The sequence below is a fragment of the Streptomyces sp. NPDC096046 genome (assembly GCF_040303285.1).
In the GTDB taxonomy this organism is placed as follows: Bacteria; Actinomycetota; Actinomycetes; order Streptomycetales; family Streptomycetaceae; genus Streptomyces.
Genome location: NZ_JBEOSZ010000003.1, coordinates 209,887 through 230,380, shown reverse-complemented (window position 1 = coordinate 230,380; position 20,494 = coordinate 209,887). Strand labels below are relative to the sequence as shown.

Sequence of the window (20,494 nt, the reverse complement as noted above, 5' to 3'; positions counted from 1 at the left end):
GCAGGTGAAGGCACCGGGTGGCCGCGGCGGACGACCCCGCCGCGGCCACCCGGGGCCGTACAGCTGTGGCTGCGTACATCCTCCGACGCGTCATGGGCGCCGTGCTGTTGCTGCTGGTGGTCAGCGCAGTCACTTTCGCCATCTTCTTCCTGGTGCCCCGTCTCGGGGGCCAGACGGCCGACCAGTTGGCCACCCAGTACGTCGGCAAGGACGCGAACCCCGAGTCCGTCGCCGCGATCAAGCAGAACCTGGGGCTGGATCTGCCCGTCTACGAGCAGTACTGGAACTTCATCAAGGGCATCGTGGCGGGTGCGGACTACAGGTTCGGTCCCGACGCGACGCACTGCAGCGCACCCTGCTTCGGGTACTCCTTCAAGAACCACGTCGAGGTCTGGCCCCAGCTGCTGGAGCGGATCCCCGTCTCCTTCTCCCTGGCCATCGGTGCCGCGGTGATCTGGGTGGTCTTCGGTGTCATGACCGGCGTCGTCTCGGCGCTGCGCAAGGGCAAGCCGATCGACCGCGCCGCCATGTTCATCGCCCTCGCCGGCGTTTCGCTCCCGATCTTCTTCACCGGCCAGATCCTGCTCGCGCTCTTCGTCTACGAGATCCCGATCTGGGACAGCGTCGACTACATCCCGTTCACCGAGAACCCCGCCGAATGGGCCTGGCACCTGGTGCTGCCCTGGGTCAGCCTCGCTTTCCTCTTCTCCGCGCTCTACGCCCGGCTCACCCGGGCGGGCATGCTGGAGACGATGAGCGAGGACTACATCAGAACGGCCAGGGCCAAGGGCCTGAAGGAGACCACGGTCGTGGCCAAGCACGGCCTGCGCTCCGCCCTCACCCCGATCGTCACGATCTTCGGCATGGACTTCGGCATCCTCATCGGCTCCGCGGTGCTCACGGAGACCGTCTTCTCGCTCCAGGGCATCGGCGCCTACGCCATCCAGTCCATCCAGACGAACGACCTGCCGATCATCATGGGCGTGACCATGGTCGCCGCGTTCTTCATCGTCTTCTGCAATCTGATCGTCGACCTGGTGTACGCCGCCATCGACCCCCGGGTGAGGTACTCGTGAGCAAGCTCGACCAAGCCGCGCTCGGCGAACCGGACTCCACCGCCCCGTCCGTCCCGGACGACGTGTTCCTGTCCGTCCGTGATCTGCGCATCCACTTCGACACCGACGACGGTCTGGTCAAGTCCGTCGACGGGGTCAGCTTCGACGTGCGCAAGGGCAAGACCCTGGGCATCGTGGGCGAGTCCGGCTCCGGCAAGTCGGTGACCTCGCTCGGCGTGATGGGCCTGCACCGCTCGGCGCGCGCCAAGGTCTCCGGCGAGGTCTGGCTCGACGGCCAGGAGCTGATCGGGGCCGACCCCGACGACGTGCGGCGGCTGCGCGGCCGGAAGATGGCCATGATCTTCCAGGACCCGCTGTCGGCGATGCACCCCTACTACACCGTCGGGCAGCAGATCGTCGAGGCGTACCGCGTCCACCACGACGTCAGCAAGAAGGCCGCCAAGCAGCGGGCGATCGAGATGCTCGACCGGGTCGGCATCCCCGAGCCCGCCAAACGCGTCGACGGCTACCCGCACGAGTTCTCCGGCGGTATGCGCCAGCGCGCCATGATCGCCATGTCGCTGGTGAACAACCCCGAGCTGCTCATCGCCGACGAGCCGACCACCGCCCTGGACGTCACCGTGCAGGCGCAGATCCTCGACCTGATCCGGGATCTGCAGAAGGAGTTCGGCTCCGCGGTCATCATGATCACCCACGACCTGGGTGTGGTCGCCGAGATGGCCGACGACCTGCTGGTCATGTACGGCGGCCGGTGCATCGAGCGCGGACCCGTCGAGGACGTGTTCTCCGAGCCCCGGCACCCCTACACCTGGGGTCTGCTCGGCTCGATGCCGCGTCTGGACCGCGAGGAGACCGACCGGCTCATCCCGATCATGGGCGCGCCGCCCTCCCTCATCAACCTCCCGTCCGGCTGCGCCTTCCACCCGCGCTGCCCGTACGCGGACCTCCCGAAGGACAACGTCACCCGCACGGTCCGCCCCGAGCTGACCGAGGTCGGCGGCTCGCACTGGGCCGCCTGCCACATGACGCAGGAGCAGCGGGAGCGTATCTGGACCGAAGAGATTGCGCCGAAGCTGTGAGCGACGACAACACGGTGAGCACACCGGACACGAGCGGGAGCACCCTCACCGAGGGCACCACGCACGACCGCGAGGTCCTGCTGAGGGTGACCGGCCTTCAGAAGCACTTCCCGATCCGCAAGGGCCTGCTCCAGCGGCAGACCGGCGCGGTGCGCGCCGTCGACGGCATCGACTTCGAGGTGCGCAAGGGCGAGACGCTCGGTGTCGTCGGTGAGTCGGGCTGCGGCAAGTCCACCATGGGCCGGCTGATCACCCGGCTGCTCGAACCGACCGACGGCTCGGTGGAGTTCGAGGGCAAGGACATCACGCACCTGAAGACCGGCGAGCTGCGCCCGATGCGCCGCGACGTGCAGATGATCTTCCAGGACCCGTACTCCTCGCTGAACCCGCGCCACACGATCGGCACGATCGTCGGCGCCCCCTTCCGGCTCCAGGGCGTCCAGCCCGAGGGCGGCGTGAAGAAGGAGGTCCAGCGGCTGCTGTCGGTGGTCGGTCTCAACCCCGAGCACTACAACCGCTACCCGCACGAGTTCTCCGGCGGCCAGCGCCAGCGCATCGGCATCGCCCGCGCGCTCGCGCTCAACCCCAAGCTGGTCGTGGCGGACGAGCCGGTCTCCGCGCTGGACGTGTCGATCCAGGCGCAGGTGGTGAACCTGCTGGACGACCTCCAGGAGGAGCTGGGCCTGACGTATGTGATCATCGCGCACGACCTGTCGGTCGTCCGGCACGTCTCGGACCGGATCGCGGTGATGTACCTCGGCAAGATCGTCGAGCTGGCGGACCGCGACAAGCTGTACAAGTCGCCGATGCACCCGTACTCCAAGGCCCTGCTGTCGGCCGTGCCGATTCCGGATCCCAAGCGCCGGGGGGTCAAGAGCGAGCGCATCCTGCTCAAAGGCGACGTGCCCTCGCCGATCGCCCCGCCGAGCGGCTGCCGCTTCCACACCCGGTGCTGGAAGGCGACGGCGATCTGCAAGACGACCGAGCCGCCGCTGGTGGAGCTGCGGGCCGGCCAGCAGGTCGCCTGCCACCACCCGGAGAACTTCGCGGACCAGCAGCCGCAGGACACCGAACTGCTGGCCTCGGCGCAGGAGGCGGCCGGGGAGAACGTCCTGGGCAAGACCGCCGGCAAGGACACGGCGACCGTCGAGAAGTGAGTCCGGCCGAGCCCTCGCCCTCGCACATCGGGGCGAGGGCTCACCCGTGGGGGAAGATGCACGGGTGCTCCAGCAACTCTTCAGCCCGTCCGTCCAGCACACGCTCGATCTGATCGGCATCTTCGTCTTCGCGATCTCCGGCGCCCTGCTGGCCGTGCGCAAGAACTTCGACGTGTTCGGCATGGCCGTCCTCGCCGAGATCACCGCGCTGGGCGGGGGGCTGTTCCGCGACCTGGTCATCGGGGCCGTGCCGCCCGCCGCCTTCACGGACCTGGGGTACTTCCTCACGCCGCTGCTCGCCACCCTCCTGGTCTTCTTCCTGCACCCCCAGGTGGAGCGCATCCAGGGCGCGGTGAACGTCTTCGACGCGGCCGGCCTCGGCCTGTTCTGCGTCGCCGGCAGCATCAAGGCGTACGAGTACGGGCTGGGCCTGACCGCCTCCGCCGGGCTGGGCCTGACCACCGCCGTGGGTGGTGGTGTGCTGCGGGACGTCCTCGCCAACGAGGTGCCCTCGCTGCTGCGCTGGGACCGCGACCTGTACGCGGTCCCCGCCATCGTCGGCTCCGCCCTGGCCGCCCTGTGCATCCGCTACGACGTCCTGAACCCGGTGACCAGCGGTCTGGCGGTCATCACCGCCTTCGTACTGCGCCTGCTCGCGATGCGGTACCACTGGCGAGCTCCGCGGGCGTGGCACCGGCGGTCGACGGTGGGCGAGGAGGAGCAGCCGGTCCTGCCGTGACGCGGGCGCCCATCTCCTCGGTCAGCCAGCGGAACGCCGGGACGACCTGGGGCCGCCACAGGGCCATGTTGTGGCCACCCGCGCTCTTCGGGATGTAGACCACGTGCACGGTCGTCGGCGCCTTCGCGATCTGCTCCAGGGCCACGGCGGCCTCGTAACCGTCGTGCGGCTGGCCGGAGAGGTACAGCGCGATCCGTGGCGGGACGGGCGCCCGGCGCAGCATCAGATACGGGTTGTTCTCGGCGCGCAGGGTGGGGTTCTGCGCGGTGAGCGAGTCGCGTTCGCCGATCGGGTCGTTGTAACCGGACATGCTGACGGCGGCCCGGTAGCGGTCGGGGTGGGCGACGGCGAGTCTGGAGGCGCAGTGCGCCCCGGCCGAGTAACCGGCGACGGCCCAGCCCCGCGGGGCCGGCTGGGCGCGGAAGTTGTCCATGACCATTTTCGGCACGTCGACGCTCAGCCAGGTGTCGGCGTCGACCGTGCCCGGGATGTTGGCGCACCCGGTGTCGACCCCGGCCAGCAGGTTCGTGCGGGGTGCGACGAGGAGGAACGGGGCCACCCGGCCGTCGCGCATCAGCGGCTCCAGTTGTTCGTGTGCGTGCAGTGAGCCGAACCACGCCTTCGCCGAGCCGGGGTAGCCGGGCAGCAACTCCACGACCGGGAACCTGCGGTGCCGGTAGGCCGGTTCGCCGTACTGCGGGGGCAGCCAGACGTAGACCTCGGCGTTGACACCCGACACCCGGCCCTTGAGCTGGGTCACCCGCACCCCGCCGGCCGCGCCCATTCCGGGTCCGGTGGCGGGAGCGAAGGCCTGGCGCACCTTGGGCAGCCGCTTGAGCGAGATACCGCCGGTGCCGTCGGTGCCCAGATCGGCCGCCTGCTGCACATGGTCGCCGGTGCCGAGCAGGTCGGCCCAGTTGTCGTACAGGTTGTTGGCGTTGTTGACCAGCGTGAAGACCAGGGCCACGGCGGTCCCCTGAGCGAACAGCAGCATCAGCGCCCGGGCCGCGGCACGCAGAGCCTGGGGCCCGCGGATGCGCGACCACAGGAACAGCGGCAGGACGACGGCGGTGACGGACAGTACGACCAGGGTGCAGAGGAACGGTGTCCCGGTGAGGCTCATGTCCCTGCAGAGGACGGCCGCGGGCGCGGGGTTCACGGACGAGGAGGACACTTACCGAGAAATGTCCCGTGTCTCACCAAGGCGCGCCCGCGGGGCCGCCGGGCAGGGTGCCAATGGAAAGCTACCGCTTAGTAGTCAGTTCTTGTACTGTTCAGCCATGCCAGAAGCAGCCACCGCCCCGGCCGCCCGGGCCACGATCGGCGACAGCGAGTTCGACCGCGACACCGCCCTCACCCGCCGCGCGCCGGGCGTCTACGACATCGACCTCTCCGCCGGCTGGACGATCATCAGCGCCGTCAACGGCGGCTACCTGCTGGCCGTCCTGGGCCGCGCCCTCGCGGACGCCCTGCCGCACGCCGATCCCTTCACGATCTCGGCGCACTACCTGACCGCGTCCCAGCCCGGCCCCGCGGTCGTCCGCACGGACGTCGTCCGCACCGGCCGCACCCTGTCGACCGGCCAGGCCTCCCTCTTCCAGTACGACGAAGAGGGCCGCGAGGTGGAGCGCATCCGCGTCCTCGCCTCCTACGGCGACCTGGACACCCTGCCCGACGACGTCCGTACGACGGCCCGGCCGCCCGCGATCGCGCCGCCGGAGCACTGTTTCGGCCCCGAGGACGGACCCGCCCCCGTCGACGGCAGCTCGGCGATCACCGAGCGTCTGATGCTCAAGCTCGACCCGTCCACGCTCGGCTGGGCCCTCGGGCAGCCCTCCGGCAAGGGCGAGATGCGGGCCTGGTTCGGACTCAAGGACGGGCGTGATCCCGACCCGCTCTCCCTGCTGCTCGCGGTCGACGCCCTGCCGCCCACGGCCTTCGAACTCGGGCTGAAGGGCTGGGTGCCGACCGTCGAGCTGACCGTGCACGTCCGGTGCCGCCCGGCACCGGGTCCGCTGCGGGTGTCGATCGTCACGCGCAACCTCGCCGGCGGCTTCCTGGAGGAGGACGCCGAGGTGTGGGACAGCGCGGACCGGCTGGTGGCGCAGTCCCGGCAGCTGGCGAGGGTCCGGCTGGGCTGAACTCCGCGGCACTGACCGGCACTTCACAGGCTCCTGGCGCTGCCGGTGCTCTCGCCCCGGGCCCTGGCGGCCTGCGGGTCGGGCGACTCCTCGTCGTCCTCGAACAGTGGGGGCGGGTCGGGCGGCAGTCCTGCCAGGCGTCGTCGGGTGCGGCTCCGGGTGCGCCCTCGGGTGTTCCGTCCGGCGCGCCCTCAGGGCCCCCTCGGGGCCGTCTCCGCCGGATCCAAGCCGACTGGTGAGCCGTCCGGGGTGCCTTCGGCGATGCCCAGCGGCGTGCCGGGCGGCGGCCAGGGCGGTCCCGGTGGCGGTCAGGGCGGTGGCTGCGGCGGCCCGGGCGGCGGTGGCCAGACCGTGGGCGGGCCGGGGCGGCAGCCTCAGTCGCAGTAGGAGCAGTAGGAGCAGTAGGAGCAGTAGGAGCAGTAGGAGTAGCAGGAGTAGCAGGGCAAGAGGCGCGGTCGGCGCAGGAGGTCGACTCGGGCCCCACCCGGGGCGGTGTGCGGCAGGGGTGGCGCGCCGGCGAACGGGTGCGCCACCCCTGTGTGTGGTCCGGGGGTGTCAATCCAGCCAATGCCGGCGGCCGAGGCCGATCAGCCGCATCTGGCGGGTCGCCAGCTGTGCGACGCGCCGGGTCCGGTCGGGGCGCTCCTCCTCCGGGCCTTCCAGGGCTTCCAGGAAGAGTGACGCCGTGCCCAGCATCTGGTCGACGTAGAGATGCGCGAGCATCAGCAGGTCGTCCTCGCTCCAGCCCTCGGAGACCGGGTCCTTGGCCAGTTCGTCCTTGACCTCCTGGGCGAACCGGGCGAGCTGCTCCCGTATGGCTTCTCGTACCGGCAGGACTCCGCCATGTCGTTCACGGGCGATGAAGCGGACATGAGCGGGGTACCCGTCGACATGACGGGCGATCAGTTCGATGGTGCGCGTGATGCGTTCCTCGTGGTCGCCCGTCGCGGACACCGTTGTCCGGATCATCGGGTGCAGGCTGCCCAGCGCCTCCTCGACCAGGGCCACGCCCAGATCCGCCGTGGAGCGGAAGTGGCGGTAGAAGGCGGTCGGGGCGACCCCGACGGCGCGAGTGACCTCGCGCAGTCCCAGGCTGCTCAGGCTCTGCCCCTCCAGCAGTCCGAGGGCCGCGTCGAGGAGTGCCTGCCGGGTCTTCTGCTTCTGGGCCTGCCGGATGCCGAGGGTGTGACTCATACCATGCAGTTAACAACTGTTCTCTGGAATTGCAAAGTCATGAGAAGCGTTAGACTGGGAAGTCAGTGAACAACTGTACCCGCAAGCGTTCACCGCACCCTGGGGGCTGATTCCCGTGCTGTTCCTCGTCGCCGCACTCCTGCTGCTGGGTGTCGTCCTGGGCACCGTGGCCCACGCGCCGCTCACCTTCTCCGTCGCCCTCGGCGCCGTCATCGCCGTCTGGCTCGGCGTCTTCGCGCTCCGCGAGCGCGGCCGCCGCCGCCACACGCAGGCCCACTGACACCGACCGCCCCCCCTTCGATCCGCATCCAGGAGCCGATCACCATGCAGCTCACCGCTCCGGCATCGCGCCGCACCGGCATCCGCGACACCGACGGCATGGCCGTCGCGTCCTTCATCCTGGGCCTGCTGGGCCTGCTCGTGCTCAACCTCTTCCTCGGCCCGATCGCGATCGTGCTGGCGAGCATCGCCCTGTGGCGCGGCACCGAGCGCCGCGGCCGCGCGCTGCTGGGCCTGGGCCTGGGCGTCGCCGACCTGCTGGTCCTCGCGGCCTTCATGGAGTTCGACAGCACCATCTCGTGGAGCTTGTGAGCCACCGTCGGACAGCCGTCCGCCGGTACGCCGCGGCCGGGCCCGAGGACGACGGACCGTCGCCGCGCCGGCAAGCGGTTCACGTTCGGCCAGCCTTGATCTGAGGCCGGTGAACGGGGAGCCGTAGAATCGGGCTCACCATGGCTTACCTCGACCACGCCGCGACCACCCCGATGCTCCCGGAGGCGGCAGAGGCGCTCACCGCCCAGCTGGGTGCCACCGGCAACGCGTCCTCCCTGCACGCATCCGGCAGGCAGGCCCGCCGCACCGTCGAGGAGGCCCGCGAGACCCTCGCCGAAGCCCTCGGCGCCCGCCCCAGCGAGGTCGTCTTCACCTCGGGCGGCACGGAGGCCGACAACCTCGCCGTCAAGGGCCTTTACTGGTCACGCCGCGACGCCGACCCGGCCCGCGGCCGCGTCCTCGCCAGCCCCGTCGAGCACCACGCGGTCCTCGACGCCGTGCACTGGCTGGGCGAACACGAGGGCGCCACCATCGAGTACCTGCCGGTCGACTCCCACGGCCGCGTCCACCCCGACACCCTGCGCGAGGCGATCGCCCGCAACCCCGACGACGTGGCCCTCGCCACCGTCATGTGGGCGAACAACGAGATCGGGACGATCCTGCCGATCCGCGAACTCGCCGCCGCGGCAGCCGAGTACGGGGTCCCGCTGCACTCGGACGCCGTCCAGGCCTTCGGCCAGATCCCGGTGGACTTCGCCGCCTCGGGCCTCGCCGCGATGACGGTCTCGGGCCACAAGATCGGTGGCCCCTACGGCATCGGCGCGCTGATCCTCGGCCGTGAGCACACCCCCGTCCCGGTACTGCACGGCGGCGGCCAGGAGCGCCATGTGCGCTCCGGCACCCTCGACGTGCCCGCCATCGCCTCCTTCGCCGTCGCCGGGCGGCTGGCCGCCGAGCAACGCGAGTGGTTCGCACGCGAGATCGGCGCCCTGCGCGACGCCCTTGTCGACGCGGTCCGTTCGGCCGTGCCGGACGCGATCCTCGGCGGCGACCCGGACCCGCAGGGCCGCCTCCCGGCCAACGCGCACTTCACCTTCCCCGGCTGCGAGGGCGACTCCCTGCTGCTCCTGCTCGACGCACAGGGCATCGAGTGCTCCACCGGGTCCGCCTGCACCGCCGGCGTCGCCCAGCCCAGCCATGTCCTGCTCGCCACCGGCACCGATCCCGACCTGGCCCGCGGCACCCTCCGCTTCTCCCTCGGCCACACCTCCACGGAGGCCGACATCAAGGCCCTGGCGAAGGCCATCGGCCCGGCGGTGGAACGGGCGCGGGCGGCGGGACTGACCTGAAGGGTGCTGCCGACGGGCCCGGGCGGGTCAGGCCGGTGTCGTACCCGCCCGCCGCACCAGACGCATGTACTTCTCCCAGTCCCAGTGCCGCCCCGGGTCCGTGTGGTCCGTGCCCGGGACCTCCACGTGGCCGATGATGTGCTCGCGATCGACGGGTATGTCGTAGCGGGCGCAGATCCGGGCCGTGAGCCGGGCCGAGGCCTCGTACATCTCGTCCGTGAGGTCCTGCGGGCGGTCCACGAAGCCCTCGTGCTCGATGCCGACACTGCGTTCGTTGTAGTCGCGGTTGCCCGCGTGGTAGGCCACGTCCAGCTCGCGGATCATCTGCGCGACGTGCCCGTCCTGCCGGACGATGTAGTGCGTCGCCGCCCTGTGACCCGGGTCCTGGAAGGCCTTCACCGCGCTGTCGAAGCTGCCCTGCGTGACATGGACGATCACCATGTCTATGCCGTAGTCGTCGGGGCGGTCCGCACGGCGCCAGTTGGCGTCCGACGCCGCCACCCAGCGCGCCCCCGCGTAGTCGACCTCGCCCTCCTCGCGCGGTTTCTCGACACCCGGAGCACGCCACCACAGGCGCGCCAACTCGTCCCGGGCCAGCACGGCGGAGCCCGCCGCGGCCACCGTGCCGCCGATCAGCAGCGCGCGGCGGCCGACCTTGCGGTCGCCGTCCCTCGAAGCCTTCCGCTGTCCCATGTGATCGTCAACGGATACCCGGCGGTCCTGGTTCCCGCGCCCCCGTACCCTGGAAGGGTTATGACTGAGACCCCGCAGCGCCCCCGCCCCCTCCGCGTCCTGGCCGCCATGTCCGGCGGAGTCGACTCCGCCGTCGCCGCCGCCCGCGCGGCCGAAGCGGGTCACGACGTGACCGGCGTCCACCTCGCGCTCTCCGCCAACCCCCAATCGTTCCGGACGGGCGCGCGGGGCTGCTGCACCATCGAGGACTCGCGCGACGCCCGCCGCGCCGCCGACGTCATCGGCATCCCGTTCTACGTGTGGGACCTCGCCGACCGCTTCCGCGAGGACGTCGTCGAGGACTTCGTCGCCGAGTACGAGGCCGGCCGCACTCCCAACCCCTGCCTGCGCTGCAACGAGAAGATCAAGTTCGCCGCCCTCCTCGACAAGGCGCTCGCACTGGGCTTCGACGCGGTCTGCACCGGCCACTACGCCCAGGTGATCGTCCGCGAGGACGGCACCCGCGAACTGCACCGCGCCTCCGACATGGCCAAGGACCAGTCGTACGTCCTCGGGGTGCTCGACGACCGGCAGCTCGCCCACGCGATGTTCCCGCTCGGCGACACCGTCACCACCAAGGACGAGATCCGCGCGGAGGCCGAGCGCAGGGGCCTGGCGGTGGCCAAGAAGCCCGACTCGCACGACATCTGCTTCATCGCCGACGGCGACACCCAAGGCTTCCTCGCCAAGCGGCTCGGCCGCTCCGAGGGCGACATCGTCGACGAGTCCGGCAACCGGCTCGGCACGCACGAGGGGGCGTACGGCTTCACGATCGGCCAGCGCAAGGGACTGCGCATCGGCACCCCGGCCCCCGACGGCAAGCCGCGCTACGTCCTCGACATCTCACCGGTGGACAACACGGTGACCGTCGGCCCGGCGTCCGCCCTGGACGTCAGCGCCCTCAGCGCCGTCAAGCCCCGCTGGTGCGGCGTCGCCCCCGCCGGCCCCGGCACCTACACGGCCCAGCTGCGCGCCCACGGCGGCGAGACCGAGGTGACCGCCGAAGTCGTCGACGGCTGCCTGGAGGTCACCTTCGCCGAGCCGGTCCGCGGCGTCGCGCCCGGCCAGGCGATCGTCCTGTACGACGGCACGCGTGTGGTCGGCTCGGCGACGATCGCGTCGACGACCCGCGCGACGGCCGGCGTGGCCTGACCCCGCGGCGGGGCCCGGGGGCGGGCTCCGCGCGCGCGTGCCCCCGCGCCCCCGGCTCAGTTCCGGCTGAAGAACTCCGTCAGCACCGGCGCCAGCACGTTCGGCTCGACCATGTGCGTCTGGCCCTGGAGCGTGCGGTACGAACCGTCGGGGACGGAGTCCGCGATCGCCCTGGCCGCCTCGCGCAGCCACCCGGGGCTCGCGTCCCCCGCGACCGCCAGGACGGGGACGCCGACCGAGCCCAGCCGGGAGCGGGGCACCCGGCCGTCGCCCATGACGGCGTCGTCGTAGGCGAGGCTCGACGCCATGGCCTCCATGCCGGCCCACATGGGGGACTGGCGGGCGCCCTGGATCACGCCCTCGCCGAGGCCCGTCAGGCGCAGGAACAACTCCACCGCGTCCCCGCGCCGGCCCTCCCCGAGCGCTTCCCTCAGCCGCCGGGTGTAGTCCGCGCGCTCCTTGGCGCCCTCCTCGGACATCGCGTACGGCGTCTCGTAGACCGCCACGCGCCGCACCGGCAGTCCGCTCGCCGCCGCCTCCAGCGCGAGGGCCCCGCCCGAGGAGATGCCGTACAAATGTGCCTCGCCGCCCACCGCCTCGATCACGGCGGCCAGGTCCTCGACCTCACGCTCCACGGCGTACGGCGCGGTGTCCGCGCTGGCGCCGCGGCCCCGGCGGTCGTACACGACGGCCTGGAAACGGTCCGAGAGCGACACGGCCAGCGGCGCCAGGGTGCCGCCCGTCGACATCGCGCCACTCACCAGGACGACCGTGGGGCCGCGTCCGGTGCTCTCGTAGGCGATGCGGGTGCCGTCGCCCGAAAGGGTCTTCTTGTCCATGCCCATGCAGACTGCCGCACGCCGGGGTGTTCATCGATGAGGCGGGCGGCGCGTCCGCCGATCAGAACACTTCCACTTCGTAGAAGCACAGGTGGTCCTTGATGTCGACGACGTCCGGCTTGGGGTCCGGATACGCCCAGACGAGGTCCGCCGCGTCCGGCAGCGACCAGTAGGAGGCGGTGCCCTTGAACGGGCAGTACGTCCGCGTGCCGGACGGCGTCAGCAGGTCCAGGCGCACGTCCTCGGCCGGGATGTAGTACCGCTCGGGGCAGCCCGTCTCGCGCAGGACCAGCGACCGGTCGCTCTCCGCGAGCACCTGCCCGTCGTGTACCACGCGCACGTGCCCGCCACTCCGTTCGACGGTGATGCGATGCCCTGTCGTCACGATCGTCCCTCCTCGGGTAGCCGACTCCTCGGGTACAGCGCAGGCTGAAGCGGAGTTCTTCCCTCGCCGCAGGAGGTCCCCATGCGCGCTACGGAACCGGCCGGAAACCGCTCCAGCCTGCTGCACCAGGTCCGGTACGCCCTGCGCCACCCGGAGCGGGTGCCCGCGCACGCCCGGCGCGCGGCGCGGGACGCCTGGCTGCGGCTGCGCCACCCCGACCACATCGCCTACTACCGGGCCGTGATGGCCTCGGACGCGGCCCGCAGCACCGAAGCCGCGGTGGGGCACAACCCCTCGCGCGAGCAGTGGGCGCGCATCGGCCGCATGCAGTTCGACTACCTGGTGGGCCACGGCCTCCGGCCGCACCACCGCCTCCTGGAGATCGGCTGCGGCAATCTGCGCGCCGGCCGGCTGTTCATCGACTACCTCGACACCGGCAACTACTACGGCATCGACATCTCGCCCCCCATCCTGCTGGCCGCCCAGGACACCCTCGTGGCCGAGAAGCTCCAGCCCAAACTGCCCTATCTGGCGCTCGCCGACGACCTCACCTTCGCCTTCCTGCCGGAGGCGCACTTCGACGTCGTACACGCGCACAGCGTCTTCTCGCACTCTCCGCTGCACGTCATCGAGGAGTGCTTCGCCCACGTCGGCCGGATCCTCGCACCCGGCGGGTTCTTCGACTTCACGTTCGACCGTACCGAGGGCCAGGAGCACCAGGTCCTGCACGAGGACTTCTACTACCGCACGCGGACCCTCACCGACCTCGCCGCGCGGCACGGCCTGTCCGCCCGGTTCATGGACGACTGGGAGCGCCTGCCGCACCGGCAGTCCAAACTGCGGGTCACCGTCACGGTGGACCGGGCCCCTACGGTGGGTTCATGAACATCTGTGTCTTCCTGTCCGCCGCCGACCTCGACGAGCGCTACACCGGCCCCGCGCGGGAGTTCGCCACGCTGCTGGGCAAGGGCGGCCACACGCTGGTGTGGGGCGGCTCCGACGTCGGCCTCATGAAGGTGGTCGCCGACGGGGTGCAGGAGGCGGGCGGCCGGCTGGCCGGCGTCTCCGTGCAGTTCCTCGCGGCCAAGGCCCGCCCGGGCGTCGACGAGATGGTGATCGCCAAGGACCTCGCCGAGCGCAAGAGGCTGCTCCTGGAGCGGGCCGACGCGGTGGTGATCATGGTCGGCGGCACGGGCACGCTCGACGAGGCGACCGAGATCCTGGAGCTGAAGAAGCACGGCCACACCGACAAGCCGGTGGTCCTGCTCAACACCGCGGGCTTCTACGACGGCCTGAAGGAGCAGTTCCGCCGCATGGACACCGAGGGCTTCCTGCCCCGGCCGCTCACCGACCTGGTGTTCTTCGCCGAGGAGCCGGTGGGGGCGCTGGCGTACCTGGAGGAGAGCCGGGGCATCGGATGACCCGGTACTGATGCGAGCATGGCGGGCATGGCTACTCATGTGATCACCGGAGCCGGCTCCGGCATCGGCGCGGCCGTGGCCCGCCGCCTGCACGCGCGCGGGGACGACCTCGTGCTGCACGCGCGCGACGCGGGCCGCGCGAAGGAACTGGCGGCCGAGTTCCCCGGCGCGAGGACCCTGGTGGGCGACCTCGCCGACCCCGACAAGCTGTCCTGGGCCTTCTCCCACCAGTCGCTGCCGGACCGCGTCGACTCGCTGCTGCACATCGCCGGCGTCGTCGACCTCGGCCCGGTCGGCGAGCTCACCCCCAAAGCCTGGCGCCACCAGCTCAACGTCAACCTGATCGCACCCGCCGAGCTGACCCGCCACTTCCTGCCCCAGCTGCGCGCCGCCCGCGGGCACGTGCTCTTCGTCAACTCCGGCGCCGGCCTGAGCGCCCACGCCGACTGGTCCGCGTACGCCGCCTCCAAGCACGGCCTGAAGGCGCTCGCCGACTCCCTGCGCCACGAGGAGCACGCGGGCGGCGTCCGCGTCACCTCGGTCTACCCCGGCCGCACCGCCAGCCCCATGCAGGCCAAGGTCCACCAGCAGGAGGGCAAAGAGTACGACGCCTCGAAGTGGATCGACCCCGAGTCGGTCGCCACGACCATCGTCATGGCCCTGGACCTGCCGAGGGACGCGGAGGTCAACGACCTGACGGTGCGCCCGGGAGGCTGACCCCGGTCACGGCGCTGCGTAGGCTGCTCCGGTGAGCGAAAACAGCCAGTTCAGGTTCGGCGCCGCCACCGGCGTGGGATCCATGCCGGGCGGCGACGCCCGTGAGGCCGTCAAGACCGTCACCGGCACCTTCGAGGACTTCCCCTTCCTGCCCGAACTGCCCGCCCGGGGCCCCGGTGCGGACATGATCGGGCGGACCGCCGGCATGCTCGTCGAGCTCTACGCGCGCGTGGAGCCCAGCGGATGGCGGCTCGGGGACCGGCCGGGGCGCGACACCAGACGAGCGCGCTCCTGGCTCGGCGAGGACCTCGACGCGCTGGAGGAGTTCACGCAGGAGTACGCGGGGCCGCTGAAGGTGCAGGCCGTCGGTCCCTGGACCCTCGCGGCCAACCTGGAGCTGCGCAACGGGGAGGCCGTCCTCTCCGACGCCGGTGCCTGCCGCGACCTCGCCGCCTCCCTCGCCGAGGGCCTGCGTCTGCACCTCGCCGAGGTGCGGCGGCGGGTCCCCGGCGCGCAGCTCGTCCTCCAGCTCGACGAGCCGTCCCTCACCGCCGTCCTGCGCGGCCAGGTGAAGACCGCCAGCGGCTACCGCACCCACCGGGCCACCGACCGGCAGGTCGTCGAGCAGACGCTGCGCGACCTCGTCGGCACGCACACCGACGGCCCGGTCGTGGTGCACTCCTGCGCCCCCGACGTGCCGTTCGTCCTGCTCCGCCGGGCCGGGGTGGCCGCCGTCTCCTTCGACTTCTCCTTGCTCACCGAGCGTGACGACGAAGTGATCGGGGAGGCCGTGGAAGCGGGCACCCGGCTCTTCACCGGTGTCGTCCCGGGCGCGGAGGGTCCATTGTCAGACCCTGCCGGTAGCGTCATGGGTGTCAGGACGCTGTGGCGCAGGCTGGGGCTGTCTCCGGGGCTTCTCGCGGAGGCGGTCACGGTCACCCCGTCGTGCGGACTCGCGGGGGCCTCCCCCGGGTACGCGCGCGCGGCTCTCGCGCACTGCGCCCGGGCGGCGAGATCCCTCGCGGACAACCCAGAGTAACGGGAGGACGACACGGTGGCCGGCGACAAGCAAGCGGAGACGACGACGGTGCCCGCCGAGGCACGGGAGAAGCACGCGCGCCTCGCGGAGCAGATCGAGGAGCACCGCTTCCGCTACTACGTGAAGGACGCTCCCGTCGTCAGCGACGCGGAGTTCGACCAGCTGCTGCGTTCCCTGGAGGCGCTGGAGGAGGAGCACCCGGAGCTGCGCACTCCGGATTCGCCGACGCAGAAGGTGTCCGGCTCGTACGAGACGGAGTTCACGGCGGTCGAGCACCGCGAGCGCATGCTCTCCCTCGACAACACGTTCAACGACGTGGAGATGGCCGCCTGGACGGAGCGCATCGCCAGGGAACTGGGCGACCAGGAGTACCACTTCCTGTGCGAGCTGAAGGTCGACGGCCTCGCCGTGAACCTCACCTACGAGCACGGCCGTCTCACCCGCGCTGCCACCCGCGGCGACGGCCGCACCGGTGAGGACATCACACCGAACGTGCGGACGATCGCCGAGATCCCCGACCGCCTCAAGGGCGACGACGTCCCCGACCTCGTGGAGATCCGCGGCGAGGTCTACTTCCCGATGGAGAAGTTCCAGGAGCTCAACGCCCGCCTCGTCGAGGCCGGTGACAAGCCCTTCGCCAACCCGCGCAACGCGGCGGCCGGTTCCCTTCGCCAGAAGGACCCGCGCGTCACCGCCACCCGGCCCCTGCACATGGTGGTCCACGGCATCGGCGCCCTGGAGGGCTTCACCGGCCTGACCCGTCTCTCCCAGGCCTACGACCTGCTCAAGGCCTGGGGCCTGCCCACCTCCCGGCACAACAAGGTGGTCGACGGGCTGGAGGGCGTACGGGAGTTCATCGCCCACTTCGGCGAGAACCGCCACTCCGTGGAGCACGAGATCGACGGCGTGGTCGTCAAGCTCGACCAGATCCCCCTTCAGGGCCGCCTGGGCTCCACCTCGCGCGCGCCGCGCTGGGCGATCGCGTACAAGTACGCGCCGGAGGAGGTCAACACCAAGCTCGTCAACATCCGTGTGGGTGTGGGCCGCACGGGCCGCGTCACCCCGTACGCCCAGGTCGAGCCGGTCACGGTCGCGGGCTCCGAGGTCGAGTTCGCCACGCTGCACAACCAGGACGTGGTGAAGGCCAAGGGCGTCCTCATCGGGGACACGGTCGTGCTGCGCAAGGCCGGTGACGTCATCCCGGAGATCCTCGGCCCCGTCGCGGACCTGCGCGACGGCAGCGAGCGCGAGTTCGTGATGCCGAGCGAGTGCCCCGAGTGCGGCACGCCGCTGCGGCCGATGAAGGAGGGCGACGTCGACCTGCGCTGCCCGAACGCCCGCACCTGCCCGGCCCAGTTGCGCGAGCGCCTGTTCTACCTCGCGGGCCGCAAGGCCCTGGACATCGAGCACTTCGGCTACGTCGCCGCCGCCGCCCTCACCGCCCCGCTGGAGCCGAAGACCCCGCCGCTCGTCGACGAGGGCGACTTGTTCGACCTCACCATCGAGCAGCTGCTGCCCATCAAGGCGTACGTCCTCGACCCGGACAGCGGTCTGCCCAAGCGCGACCCGAAGACCGGCGAGGAGAAGGTCGCCAGGATCTTCGCCAACCAGGAGGGCAAGCCCCGCAAGAACGCGGTGGCCATGCTGGAGAACATCGCGGCGGCCAAGGAGCGCCCCCTCGCCCGCGTCATCACCAGCCTGTCGATCCGTCACGTCGGCCCCGTCGCGGCCGAGGCGCTGGCCCGCGAGTTCCGCTCGATCGAGCGGATCGACCAGGCCACGGAGGAGGAGCTGGCGGCCACCGAGGGCGTCGGCCCGATCATCGCCGCCTCCCTCAAGCAGTGGTTCGCCGAGGACTGGCACCGCGACATCATCCGTAAGTGGAAGGCCGCGGGCGTCCGTCTGGAGGCCGAGAGCACCGGCGAGGACGAGGGGCCGCGCCCCCTCGAAGGCCTCACCGTCGTCGTCACCGGCACGCTCGAACACTTCACGCGGGACGGCGCCAAGGAGGCGTTGCAGAGCCGCGGAGCGAAGGTGACCGGCTCGGTCTCGAAGAAGACCTCGTTCGTCGTGGTGGGGGACAGTCCCGGGTCGAAGTACGACAAGGCGATGCAGCTGAAGGTTCCGGTCCTGAACGAGGAGGGTTTCGGCGTCCTGCTGGAGCAAGGACCGGACGCGGCGGCCGACGTCGCGCTTTCGGCCGAGGAGTAGCGGTTGAAGGCCACCCGTTCGGCGCATACCAGATGCATACGGGTGGCCGGGGCGCATTCGGGCAACCGTCGGCGACCGCTGCCCGAGGAAGCCTTTCGCGGCCTACTGTTGAGATGTGCGCCTGCCGTGCCCAGCTGCGGTCGGGGCAACTTCGTGCTCGCACAGAGCGCGGGGAAGGGTTTTCCAGCGCGGGCCGTTGAGGGATGTCGGGCACCGGGCCGCGGGGCGTGGGCACCGCCGGCTGTGAGAGGGACGGGAATGGAACCGACCGAGAGCGCCGTGCCGGGCTCACGGCTGCGTCTGCGCCGCATGGCGGTCGCATGGCGTGCAGTCCGTGGGGCCGGGCGGCCGGCGGGACGTCCGGGTGCGGAGGTGCGCGCCGTCGGACAGTACACCCCGGACGGGCGGGCCGGCGCGGGGCGGGCCGCCGGCGGCCCCGGCGCACCACCGATCACCGACCACACCTCCGGACTGGTCGGCGGGGACGCGGACGGTGAACGGCAGCACTCCTGGCCCGCGTTGCCCGCGGCCGTCGTCGCCGCGGCCGGCTTCGTCCTGGGCGCGGGCTTCTACCGTGCCTTCACCGACGGCCACGCCCTCTTCCCGTCCGGCGCGGCCGGCTGGTCGCTGGCCGTGCTGACCGGCGTCATCGTCGGCCACCTCGTCATGCTGGGCCGCTCCCGCTGGTGGGGCGGCACCGGCTCGGGTGCCGCCCTCACCCTCGCCGTGCTGCTGCTCTACGGCTGGGTTCCGGCCGGCATGGTCAGCCTGACGGTCGTCGTGCTCGTCGGGATAGCCCGCCGCAACCGCTGGCGCCAGGGCGTGCTGCACGGCGCCGTCGACCTCCTCGGCATCGGCGCCGGCGCGCTCGTGCTGGGCGTCTTCGGCAGCGTGCCCTCCGTCGAGTCCCCGGCGGAGCCCGCCGCCTGGACACTGGCCACCGGACCCCAAGTGGCCCTGGTCGCCGTCGCCTATCTGACGGTCAGCCGCGTCCTGCTCTGGTATCTGTACGCCCCGCGCCCCGGCCTGCCCACCGTCGCCCGCACCGCCCTGGTCAGACAGGGCCTGGTCGCGGTCGCGCTGCTGGGGATCGCGCCGCTGGTCTGCGTGGTCGCCGCGGCCAAGCCGATCCTGCTGCCGCTGTTCGCCATCCCGCTCATCGCCCTGGACTCCACCCTGTGGATAGCCCGGGCCCGCGCGGAGGAGCAATTGCGCGACCCGCTGACCGGGCTGCCCAACCGTCAGTGGCTGCTGGAGCGCATCTGGACCGCACTGGACGACGCGGAGCGGATCAACGCCCGCGCCGCGTTGATGCTGATCGACCTCGACCGGTTCCGGTCGGTCAACGACACGCTCGGTCATCTCGCCGGTGACCGGCTGCTGTTGCAGATCGCCGACCGGCTGCGGGTGGCGCTGCCGCGCGGGGCGGAGGCAGCCCGGCTCGGCGGGGACGAGTTCGCCGTCTTACTGCCCGTCGCCGACTCCACGACCTCCGCGACCCGCGTCGCCCGCAACCTCGTCGCCGCGCTCAGCTCCCCGCTCGACCTCGACGGCCTCACCCTCGTGCTGGAGGCCAGCGCCGGAGTCGCCGTCTTCCCCGACCACGCCCTGGACGCCGAAGGGCTGCTGCGGCGGGCGGACGTGGCGATGTACCAGGCGAAACGGGACCGCACCGGGGTGGAGGTCTACGAGTCCAAGCGCGACTCCAACACCCCCGACCGTCTCGGCCTGCTGGGCGATCTGCGCCGCGCCCTCGACGCCCACGAGGTGCATCTGCACTACCAGCCCAAGGTCCGCTTCGACGGTCAGGTCGCGGGCCTGGAGGCCCTGGTCCGCTGGGTGCACCCCGAGCGGGGCAAGGTGCCGCCGGACGAATTCATAGCGATCGCCGAGTCCTCGGGCCTGATGCCCCACCTCACCGAGTACGTGCTGGAGACCGCCCTCGGCCAGGTCGCGCACTGGCGGAGCCAGGGCCTGTTCGTCCCGGTCGCGGTGAACGTCTCCCCGCGCGATGTGCACACCCCCGGCTTCGCAGGCTCCGTCGCCGCCCGGCTGGCCCGGCACGGCGTCCCGGCGGGAGCGCTCCAACTGGAGATCACCGAGCACGTCCTCCTGGAGGACCCGCAGCGCGCCGCCGACACCCTCAACCAGCTGACCGCGCACGGCGTGAAGATGTCCCTCGACGACTTCGGTACGGGCTACTCCTCGCTGGTGCACCTGCGCCGCCTGCCGGTCAGCGAGCTGAAGATCGACCGCTCGTTCGTGGCCCGGCTCGCGATCGACACCGAGGACGCGGAGATCGTGCGCTGCACGGTCGACCTCGCCCACTCCCTCGGCCTGCTCGTGGTCGCCGAGGGCGTCGAGGACGACGAGACCTGGGAGCGCCTGCGCGACCTCGGCTGCGACGCAGTCCAGGGCTGGCTGGTCGCCGCGGCGATGCCACCGGAGGAGACCACGGCGTGGTTGCGGGCGCGGGGGCCCCGGGGGTGGCAGCGGCCGCGTGCCGCGCTGCCCGCCGCGACGGCCGACGAGTAGGCCTGCGCCCCGGCCGTGCCGCCCGCACGGCTCCGTGGTGCGCACGAGAGGTGCCTGTCCTGCCCGTGGCGGAAGGGAGGCGGTCCTCCTGAGCACTGGTGGATGGTGCCTGTCCTGCCCGTGGGGGAAGGGAGGCGGTCCTCCCGAGCACTGGTGGATGGCGCCTGTCCTGCCCG

General features: G+C 71.6%; 20 protein-coding genes. 15 read left to right on the top strand and 5 right to left on the bottom strand.

The genetic code is table 11. The features are described 5' to 3' along the window. The first annotated feature begins 65 nt into the window (after positions 1-65). From ABTX62_RS04870 to ABTX62_RS04855, 4 genes are all read left to right on the top strand, one after another. Positions 66-1,076 (top strand): ABC transporter permease, encoded by a 1,011-nt coding sequence (locus tag ABTX62_RS04870; protein WP_352114827.1) that lies wholly within the window; start codon positions 66-68, stop codon positions 1,074-1,076. Beyond that, on the top strand, positions 1,073-2,155 hold the full coding sequence (locus ABTX62_RS04865; RefSeq protein ID WP_352114826.1) for an ABC transporter ATP-binding protein: 1,083 nt from the start codon (positions 1,073-1,075) through the stop codon (positions 2,153-2,155). The genes ABTX62_RS04870 and ABTX62_RS04865 overlap by 4 nt, the downstream gene beginning before the upstream one ends. A 14-nt stretch (positions 2,156-2,169) precedes the next feature. Next, the gene (locus tag ABTX62_RS04860) at positions 2,170-3,312 is read left to right on the top strand and encodes an ABC transporter ATP-binding protein (RefSeq protein ID WP_352114860.1); all 1,143 of its coding nucleotides are present in this window, start codon (positions 2,170-2,172) and stop codon (positions 3,310-3,312) included. A 64-nt stretch (positions 3,313-3,376) separates the two neighbouring features. Next, the gene (locus ABTX62_RS04855) at positions 3,377-4,051 is read left to right on the top strand and encodes a trimeric intracellular cation channel family protein (RefSeq protein WP_352114859.1); all 675 of its coding nucleotides are present in this window, start codon (positions 3,377-3,379) and stop codon (positions 4,049-4,051) included. Here the strand turns inward: ABTX62_RS04855 and ABTX62_RS04850 are convergent. Then, positions 3,942-5,174, bottom strand: coding sequence for an alpha/beta hydrolase (locus ABTX62_RS04850; protein WP_352114825.1), 1,233 nt, complete (start codon positions 5,172-5,174; stop codon positions 3,942-3,944). The genes ABTX62_RS04855 and ABTX62_RS04850 overlap by 110 nt on opposite strands. Positions 5,175-5,331: 157 nt before the next feature. Here ABTX62_RS04850 and ABTX62_RS04845 point away from each other — a divergent pair, with 157 nt between their 5' ends. Continuing rightward, positions 5,332-6,192, top strand: a complete 861-nt coding sequence (locus tag ABTX62_RS04845; protein WP_283970141.1) for a thioesterase family protein — start codon at positions 5,332-5,334, stop codon at positions 6,190-6,192. 555 nt (positions 6,193-6,747) lie between these two features. On the opposite strand, the gene ABTX62_RS04840 is transcribed toward ABTX62_RS04845, so the two are convergent. Continuing rightward, the gene (locus tag ABTX62_RS04840; RefSeq protein WP_352114824.1) at positions 6,748-7,386 is read right to left on the bottom strand and encodes a TetR family transcriptional regulator; all 639 of its coding nucleotides are present in this window, start codon (positions 7,384-7,386) and stop codon (positions 6,748-6,750) included. A 115-nt stretch (positions 7,387-7,501) separates the two neighbouring features. On the opposite strand from ABTX62_RS04840, the gene ABTX62_RS04835 reads away from it, so the two are divergent. The 3 genes from ABTX62_RS04835 to ABTX62_RS04825 all read left to right on the top strand — a co-directional run bounded on the left by ABTX62_RS04835 (position 7,502) and on the right by ABTX62_RS04825 (position 9,287). Further along, a complete protein-coding gene (locus ABTX62_RS04835) occupies positions 7,502-7,666 on the top strand; it encodes a hypothetical protein (protein ID WP_352114823.1) in 165 nt (54 codons plus the stop codon). A 44-nt stretch (positions 7,667-7,710) separates the two neighbouring features. Then, positions 7,711-7,977 (top strand): DUF4190 domain-containing protein, encoded by a 267-nt coding sequence (locus ABTX62_RS04830; protein ID WP_283970145.1) that lies wholly within the window; start codon positions 7,711-7,713, stop codon positions 7,975-7,977. 140 nt (positions 7,978-8,117) lie between these two features. Continuing rightward, positions 8,118-9,287, top strand: a complete 1,170-nt coding sequence (locus ABTX62_RS04825; RefSeq protein WP_352114822.1) for a cysteine desulfurase family protein — start codon at positions 8,118-8,120, stop codon at positions 9,285-9,287. 27 nt (positions 9,288-9,314) lie between these two features. On the opposite strand, the gene ABTX62_RS04820 is transcribed toward ABTX62_RS04825, so the two are convergent. Next, positions 9,315-9,980: an N-acetylmuramoyl-L-alanine amidase gene (locus ABTX62_RS04820; protein WP_352114821.1), complete on the bottom strand. Its 666-nt coding sequence runs from the start codon at positions 9,978-9,980 to the stop codon at positions 9,315-9,317. 60 nt (positions 9,981-10,040) lie between these two features. Here ABTX62_RS04820 and mnmA point away from each other — a divergent pair, with 60 nt between their 5' ends. Then, entirely contained in the window at positions 10,041-11,171 is a 1,131-nt protein-coding gene (mnmA, locus tag ABTX62_RS04815) for a tRNA 2-thiouridine(34) synthase MnmA (RefSeq protein ID WP_352114820.1), read from the top strand. Between the two features lie 56 nt (positions 11,172-11,227). Here the strand turns inward: mnmA and ABTX62_RS04810 are convergent, their stop codons facing one another. Together ABTX62_RS04810 and ABTX62_RS04805 are read right to left on the bottom strand one after the other, a co-directional pair. After that, positions 11,228-12,010 (bottom strand): alpha/beta fold hydrolase, encoded by a 783-nt coding sequence (locus ABTX62_RS04810; protein ID WP_352114819.1) that lies wholly within the window; start codon positions 12,008-12,010, stop codon positions 11,228-11,230. Positions 12,011-12,071: 61 nt separating this feature from the next. Beyond that, the gene (locus ABTX62_RS04805) at positions 12,072-12,395 is read right to left on the bottom strand and encodes a DUF427 domain-containing protein (protein WP_352114818.1); all 324 of its coding nucleotides are present in this window, start codon (positions 12,393-12,395) and stop codon (positions 12,072-12,074) included. Positions 12,396-12,476: 81 nt separating this feature from the next. Here ABTX62_RS04805 and ABTX62_RS04800 point away from each other — a divergent pair, with 81 nt between their 5' ends. From ABTX62_RS04800 to ABTX62_RS04775, 6 genes are all read left to right on the top strand, one after another. Continuing rightward, positions 12,477-13,280: a class I SAM-dependent methyltransferase gene (locus ABTX62_RS04800; protein WP_352114817.1), complete on the top strand. Its 804-nt coding sequence runs from the start codon at positions 12,477-12,479 to the stop codon at positions 13,278-13,280. Next, complete coding sequence (locus ABTX62_RS04795) at positions 13,277-13,816, top strand: LOG family protein (RefSeq protein WP_352114816.1); 540 nt, start codon at positions 13,277-13,279, stop codon at positions 13,814-13,816. The genes ABTX62_RS04800 and ABTX62_RS04795 overlap by 4 nt, the downstream gene beginning before the upstream one ends. Positions 13,817-13,834: 18 nt before the next feature. Next, entirely contained in the window at positions 13,835-14,533 is a 699-nt protein-coding gene (locus ABTX62_RS04790) for an SDR family oxidoreductase (RefSeq protein ID WP_352114815.1), read from the top strand. 31 nt (positions 14,534-14,564) lie between these two features. Beyond that, the gene (locus ABTX62_RS04785; RefSeq protein ID WP_352114814.1) at positions 14,565-15,572 is read left to right on the top strand and encodes a methionine synthase; all 1,008 of its coding nucleotides are present in this window, start codon (positions 14,565-14,567) and stop codon (positions 15,570-15,572) included. A gap of 15 nt (positions 15,573-15,587) precedes the next feature. Continuing rightward, the gene (ligA, locus tag ABTX62_RS04780) at positions 15,588-17,783 is read left to right on the top strand and encodes an NAD-dependent DNA ligase LigA (protein WP_352114813.1); all 2,196 of its coding nucleotides are present in this window, start codon (positions 15,588-15,590) and stop codon (positions 17,781-17,783) included. A gap of 258 nt (positions 17,784-18,041) precedes the next feature. Further along, a complete protein-coding gene (locus tag ABTX62_RS04775; protein ID WP_352114812.1) occupies positions 18,042-20,318 on the top strand; it encodes a putative bifunctional diguanylate cyclase/phosphodiesterase in 2,277 nt (758 codons plus the stop codon). Positions 20,319-20,494 lie beyond the last annotated feature (176 nt).